5 protein-coding genes are annotated in these 6403 nt (G+C 59.3%); all 5 read right to left on the bottom strand.

The window, feature by feature from the left end; genetic code table 11:
- A partial coding sequence (locus RMR13_RS14110; protein ID WP_310601267.1) for an MFS transporter occupies positions 1 to 1376 on the bottom strand: 1376 nt, incomplete at its 3' end.
- Between the two features lie 503 nt (positions 1377 to 1879).
- Positions 1880 to 3772 (bottom strand): aryl-sulfate sulfotransferase, encoded by a 1893-nt coding sequence (locus tag RMR13_RS14105; protein ID WP_310601266.1) that lies wholly within the window; start codon positions 3770 to 3772, stop codon positions 1880 to 1882.
- Positions 3773 to 3785: 13 nt separating this feature from the next.
- Positions 3786 to 4094, bottom strand: a complete 309-nt coding sequence (locus tag RMR13_RS14100) for a thioredoxin family protein (RefSeq protein WP_310601265.1) — start codon at positions 4092 to 4094, stop codon at positions 3786 to 3788.
- Positions 4095 to 4110: 16 nt separating this feature from the next.
- Entirely contained in the window at positions 4111 to 5037 is a 927-nt protein-coding gene (locus RMR13_RS14095) for an FAD-dependent oxidoreductase (RefSeq protein ID WP_310601264.1), read from the bottom strand.
- Positions 5038 to 5554: 517 nt separating this feature from the next.
- Positions 5555 to 6034, bottom strand: coding sequence for a universal stress protein (locus tag RMR13_RS14090; protein WP_310601263.1), 480 nt, complete (start codon positions 6032 to 6034; stop codon positions 5555 to 5557).
- Positions 6035 to 6403: the final 369 nt, after the last annotated feature.

Raw genomic sequence — 6403 nt, 5'->3', positions numbered from 1 at the left:
TCAATCTCCTCCAGACTCTTGCCGCCGGTCCGCTTGCCCCAGATCATCAGCGGAATCATCGGCAGGAAGAACAGGATAGCCACCGAGGTGAAAACACCCATGAAGCCGTAGGCCTGGTGGATAATGGGGATCAGCGGCTGCGAGCCGGAGACCGCCAGCCTGGCCAGGCCGTTGTGGAAACCGGTGGCGGTGTTGCGCATCCTGGTCGGATAGGACTCGGCCGTGTACGAAAACATCATGAAGCTGAGCGCCAGGTTGAAGGCGGTGACGATGAAGCCAAAGATCGTCAACAGGATCAGGGACTTCATGTTGCCGAAGATGAAGGCGAAGACCGCGGCCAGAAGAATCAGGGCGATGATCGGCACCTTGCGTCCGCCCATGTCGGAAACCAGCGAATTGATAAAGCAGCCGAACGGCACGCCGATGCTGATGATGGTCATGGCGGTGAGGGTCTCCTGCACGGTGAATCCGAGCATCTTCAGCAGCTGGGTTGTCCAGGTGCTCAGGAGGAAGCCGGCCGGGGTGATGCTGACGAACATCAGCATCAGCAGCAGGGTGCGGCCGATATATTTTTTGGTGAACATGCCGGTCAGCACTTCTATGACCGAGATCTTGGGCTGCACCAGCTTGGCGGCTTCGGAGAGATCGATGTCCTTGCCGGTCAGCTGCATGACGATCGCCTCGGCCTCCTCGATGCGGCCGTGGGCCACCAGCCAGCGCGGCGATTCCAGGAGATATTTCAGGCCGAGAACAAAGGCGACCAGGCCGATGCCGCCGGCGTAGAAGATCCAGCGCCAGGCCTCGGGATCCATGGGGATGACCATCCGGCAGATCAGGGCGACCACCGGTACGGCGCAAAAGCCGATGGCGGCAACCCGTCCCTGCCACATGCCCCTGGTCTCGCAGGGGGCCATTTCGGCGATATAGGCCTGGGAGGTGACCATCATGCAGAAGACGCCGAAGCCGGTCAGGGACCGGAACAGGGTGAAGATGGCGAAGTCGTTGGTGTAGCCGGTGATGACCGAGGAGACCGAGAAGATGATGATCGAGATCAGGAAGGTCTTGCGCCGGCCGATGAAGTCGGAGATGACGCCGCCCAGAAAACCGCCCGAGGTCATGCCGATGAAGTACCAGAACAGGATGGTGGCGATATCGGAGGGTTTCAGGTTCCAGGAATGGGCCAGGGCCGGGGCGATGAAGCCGAAGTTCCAGTTGTCGAACTGCTCGAAAAAGTAGGCGGCCATGATCAGGAAAAAGAGCAGCCGGTGGACGCCCCGTACCGGCAGGCCGTCGAAATAGTTGTTGGCGAACCGTCCCTGCTGGTCCGCCTTGCTCCCCAGATTGCAGGGAGTGCTGTCGTTGAGTTCGTGTTGCATGTGTTCTTCCCTCCTCGATGTGATTGTCTGTGTCATGGCGCGAAAGGGGTCTTCGCCCGCCCGATCGCTTTGTCCCGCCGGGGCGGACCTTGCCGATCCCAGGCGTCGTGGCGCATGCCCGTATATGCCGATAATTAAAAAAAAAGCGGCTTGACCAACAACTCGCAAACTTACGAGGTTTTCGGCTTAGGTTTACGAGGATGGGAAGGCGGGCGGCCAAGTGGCGGTGCCGGCAGGCGTGGTATCGGCGGCGAAGACGGTTTCCGGTCAGGAAGATGACGAACCGGAGCACGCATGGTGCGAGGCAAAACGGCCGGGGAAACAGGGGGCCGGACGGGAAACGGCGGCTGGCGGGCGGGAAAAACGAACGGCGGCCCGGTACGAACCGGGTCGCCGTCGTTGGTGCGGCTGTTGCGGGGAGGGGGCCGGCGGCACATCCCGCCAGCCCCCCTGTGCCCGATGAGACCGGAGAGTTTGGTCGTCCGGGCAGTCTTATGGCGCGATCAGGGGCAGTAAATGGTCACGCCGGTCTGGTACTTCTTGTCGTTGACGATCAGCTTGAGCGCGAATTCGCCCTGCAGGCCCCGCTTGCTGATGTGGATCTTGACGTCGCGGTCGTCCTTTTCGAGGAAGGCGCCGGAGCACATCGCCAGGTGGACCACCGCAGCGGTGTTGATGAAATAGTGATGGCCTTCCCGCTCGTTCTCCAGGCAGAGCATCGCCAGGGTGCCCTTTTCGAACTTGCCGTGGAAGACAAAGCGGTCCTCGTCTTCCTCGACCAGAATGTTGTGGAAGCTCGGCGGCAGCTCGAGAACCTCTTCGGCCTCGGGCACGGTGTCGAACTCCTCGGTCACCTCCAGGTTGCCGAGCAGCTTGCCGTCGCCGAACACCAGGTTGTCGCCGCCATGGTAAAGCGGCAGCTTCTCGGCCCGGTAGAAGTTGCCTTCGGTCTCCAGTTGGTAGAGGACCACGCCGTCTTTTTCCTCGACCGTGACCGAGCGCAGTTCCATGCTCGGATCGTTCATGTCGAGAAAGGCGCCGAGCGCCTTGGAGGCGTAGCCGTCGACGCGGCCGATGCCGCCGGAGTGGATCAGGTAGTGGCCCTCGGCATAGTATTCGACGTTGCAGATGTAGGCCGAAAAGAAATCCTGGCCGCGCTCCTTGCCGTACTGCCACACCTGCTCGATCTCCATCTTGTCGGTGTCTATGCGGTAACGGACGCCGCGGGAGAAGTTGTCCTTGTTCTCGATGTATTTTTCCTTGACCTTGGAGCGGTACTGGCCGTTGTCAAAGCACATCACATCGCCGTTGGGGCAGACCACGCAGGCGTGCTGCTCGTACTGCCAGTCGAACTTGGACAGATCGCCCACCGGTTTGAAGAAGTACTTGTCCACCAGCTCCTGCGGCCAGCCTTCCGGATCGCCGATGACCCAGTTGAGATTGCCGGTCTCGTAATCGATGTTGATGACCGCGTCCTGATGGCGGCCGGACAGGGTGAGGGTGTGGGTTTTCTTGTCGTACCAGACGGCGTTGTTGTGGAACCAGTCGTGGGCGTCCTGCGAGCCGGAGCCGCCGACATTGGTGGGCAGCACCTTGCGGTAGTCCCAGGTCTTGAGGACCTCGCCGGTGTTGCGGTCGAGCAGCACGCACATGTCCTCGACGGTATCGCGGGCAAAATCCTGGGTCAGGGCCAGGAGGTTGCCGTCTTCCATCTCGAAATGGTCGTGATGGTAGTTGCCCGGCATCCGGAATTCCTTGTGTATCTTGCCGAGCAGGTTGATCTCGAACATGCCGGTGCTATTGTAGGGCATGTGGCAGAAGCGGCTGGAACCGGTGACGATGTTGCCGTTTTTCATCCGCTTGAGGTCGAACATGGTGTTTTCGGTCAGCAGCCAGCGGATGTCGCCCTTGTAGTCGTAGGCGGAGGGCAGGTTCTTGCCGGCCGGGCTGAGAAACATGAGGTCGTCCCCCAGATAATCGAGGGAGGCCTGGATGTTGCGGCAGCGGTAGACGCCTTCGACGCCTCCCGGCAGTTTGCCGGTGGTGATGGTCAGGGTGGTGGAACGGCCGTCCGGCAGGGACACCGTCACCTTGTTGTCAAAATCCTCGTACAGGCCGAGCACCGGCAGGAAATGCTCGGTGGCGGCGGCAAAGGTGTGGGTCAGGTCTTCCCGGGCGTAGCGCTTGCCGTGCACGGTCAGGGTCGGAGCCACCTTTTCCGGGGTGATGAACATCACCAGGGCGCCGAGCGGATTGATCAGGTAGGGGTTATGGATGACCATGGGCGCCTCGAAGGTCGGCTTCTCGGCGGCGAAAGCGGCCAGGAACTTTTTTTCCGCCCGGTTTTGACGGGTGATGATGTGCTCCTGGCTGGTAAAGCGAATTTTGTTGCTCATGGTGTGCTCCTTGTCAGGCAAGTGACTCGATGGCTTTGATGATGACGGGTTTTTGTTTCAATCCTTCCAGGCGGCTGACTTCCTTGCCGTCCTTGAAGAACAGCATGGTCGGAAAGCCCTTGACGCCGAGCTGTTCCTTCAAGGCCCGGTTTTCGTCGAAATCGATGATATAGATGGGGAAATCGGGATTCTGCTTGCTGATGTCCTTGAGGACAAAGGACAGCATCTTGCACGGCCCGCAGGTTTTTGAATAGAATTCGATCAGTTTCGGTGCGGCCGGATCCAACGATTCGTATTCCTGTTCGTTGATTTCAGTGATCATCGTGATGTTCTCCTGGTTATTTGAGTGATTCGACATAGGCGGCGGCGCTGTTGGCCGCCACCGCACCGTCCGCGCAGGCGGTGACGATCTGTCTGAGATGTTTGACGGTGATGTCGCCGGCGCCGAAGATACCCGGCACCGAGGTGCGCATGCGGGCGTCGGCCTGGATGCAGCCGGTGCGGTCGATGATGCCGAGCCGGGCAAATGCCTGGGACGAGGCCTGGAAGCCGATGTATTCGAACACACCGTCGCAGGGGACCTGGCGCTCGGTGGCGTCTTCCTGGGTGGATTTGAAGCGCACGCCGGTGAGGCGGTCGGTGCCGGTGAACTCGAGCACCTCCTGGTAGGGATAGATGGTGACGTTGGGCATCCGGCGCAGCTGGTCGCAGGCCTTGGGGTCGGCGGTGAGGTCGAACAGGGTGACGATGGTCAGCTTGGTGCAGATGCCGGCCAGGTAGATCGACTCCTCGACCGCGGAATTACCGCCGCCGATGACCACCACCTCCTTGTCGCGATATTGGGCGCCGTCGCAGATTGCGCACCAGCTGATACCGTTGGCGGCCCAAGAGTCCTCCCCCGGTACGCCCAGCCGCCGGGGAACGGTGCCGGTGGCGAGGATGACCGCCCGCGCCTTGTAGACGGTGTCGTCTTCCTCGCAGGTGATGGTCTTCAGCGGATTGCCGTCCTTGATGTCGATAACGGTCTTGTAATCGAACTCGGCGCCCAATTCCTGGGTGTGCTCGAACATCTTAATGGCCAGTTCGGCGCCGCTCAGTCTGCCGGCGCCGGTGTAGTTCTCGATTTCATTGGTGTTGACCATCTGCCCGCCCGGGGCGAGGCGGTCGAGCAACAGCACCTGCATGTTGGCCCGAACCGCGTAGATAGCCGCGGTCATGCCGGCGGGGCCGGCACCGACGATGACGATGTCATAGATCTTTTCCATAGCTGGGCTCCTTGGCTGCACCGCTTGGGCAACGACGATAACGAAAGGAGAATGTCTGCCGTGGCGGTGTCGTACGGTTTGTCGATTAAAAAAGCGTATAACTCAAGATGTCGGGAGGGGGGCGCCTGCGATTGCCGCCGTACCCGGCGCTACGTTGCGATTTGATGCTGGCACTTAAGAAAAAAAAGGCCGGGGCAACAACTCGCAAAAATACGAGGATTCGCTCTTTCTCTTTCTAGCTCGCGCACGACGGGAAAAAAGGCAGCGGGTGGCGTTGGCGGCGCCGGGGTGGCGGAGTTTGGGAAAATGATCTGCGAAAACGGGCTGATAGATGGAAAAGTGTGGTGTTGTGCCGCCTGCGCCAACAGGCTGGATCGCGTCAGGCGGCCGTTGGTTCTGCGCAAGTACCTGTCGGAACAACAGCGGGCCTGACGGATGGGGGCGCGGGAGCAGCGGCACAAGCAATGAGCGCGGCCAGCCGCAGCCCATCGAGCCCATCACGCCCCTGGGGCGTTCGCTACGGCATGCCGATCAGGTGTTCCTTGGATTTCGGGGGCTCTGTCTTGATCACCCGATAGAGCAAGGTGGGAATCGTGGCATGGGTGACCACTTTTTCGGCCGTGCTGCCCAAAATCCACGCCACCTCTCCCTTGCCATGGGTCGCCATGGCAATCAGGTCGTACTTGTTGTCATGGGCATAGGCGATGATTTCGCGGGCAGGCGAGCCTTGGACGCAGGCAAAGTTCACGCCGATCCCCTCCGACTCGATTTCCTGCGCGATTTTACCCATGAACACCGCGCATTCCCTTGCTTCATCCGCTTCGGCTTTCTGTTCCATGGCTGGCGGCAGGGATTCCGTGCCAGCGGTCATCGGAAAATGGCAAACATGAAGCAGGGTGAGTTGGGCAGGCATACATTTTGCCAATTCCCTTACTTCGGGAAGAATCTTGGTGGACAAGTCGGAGCCATCCAATGGCACTAAAATTTTTTTGAACATGACATCCTCCTGTTGATCGTATGTAATTCAGGTGATTAAAGGCATTGTTTGTCGTTCGGTGCGGGAAGTATGAATGTCGAGCAAATCGATGTGCAATACGCTTTGACCGGATTCGCTGGCATGAAGAAGACAATGCATCGTTTCCGATCAACGAAAAACAAGAGGTGCATCCGCAAAACGTATTTTGATAAATTTGCAGCACCACACTATGTTGAATGACAATTACCTTTACAGGAATTGATAAACATTTTTGCAGAATTGTAAATATTCGTCCCTTGTTTTAAAAGGCAGTGCATGAGAAGCGGATGGGAGGGAGGTACAAGTGGATGGCGCGGTTACGGCTGGCAGGGATGTGAAAACCGGGTCGAG

The organism is Desulfobulbus sp., from assembly GCF_031547805.1.
GTDB lineage: Bacteria > Desulfobacterota > Desulfobulbia > Desulfobulbales > Desulfobulbaceae > Desulfobulbus.
This window is presented reverse-complemented; position numbering and strand designations above follow the sequence as displayed.

What these genes read in the sequence shown, in the direction of transcription:
- RMR13_RS14105 (WP_310601266.1), bottom strand. Translation starts at nt 3,772, where the DNA reads ATGAGCAACAAAATTCGCTTTACCAGCCAGGAGCACATCATCACCCGT.
- RMR13_RS14090 (WP_310601263.1), bottom strand. Translation starts at nt 6,034, where the DNA reads ATGTTCAAAAAAATTTTAGTGCCATTGGATGGCTCCGACTTGTCCACC.
- RMR13_RS14095 (WP_310601264.1), bottom strand. Translation starts at nt 5,037, where the DNA reads ATGGAAAAGATCTATGACATCGTCATCGTCGGTGCCGGCCCCGCCGGC.
- RMR13_RS14100 (WP_310601265.1), bottom strand. Translation starts at nt 4,094, where the DNA reads ATGATCACTGAAATCAACGAACAGGAATACGAATCGTTGGATCCGGCC.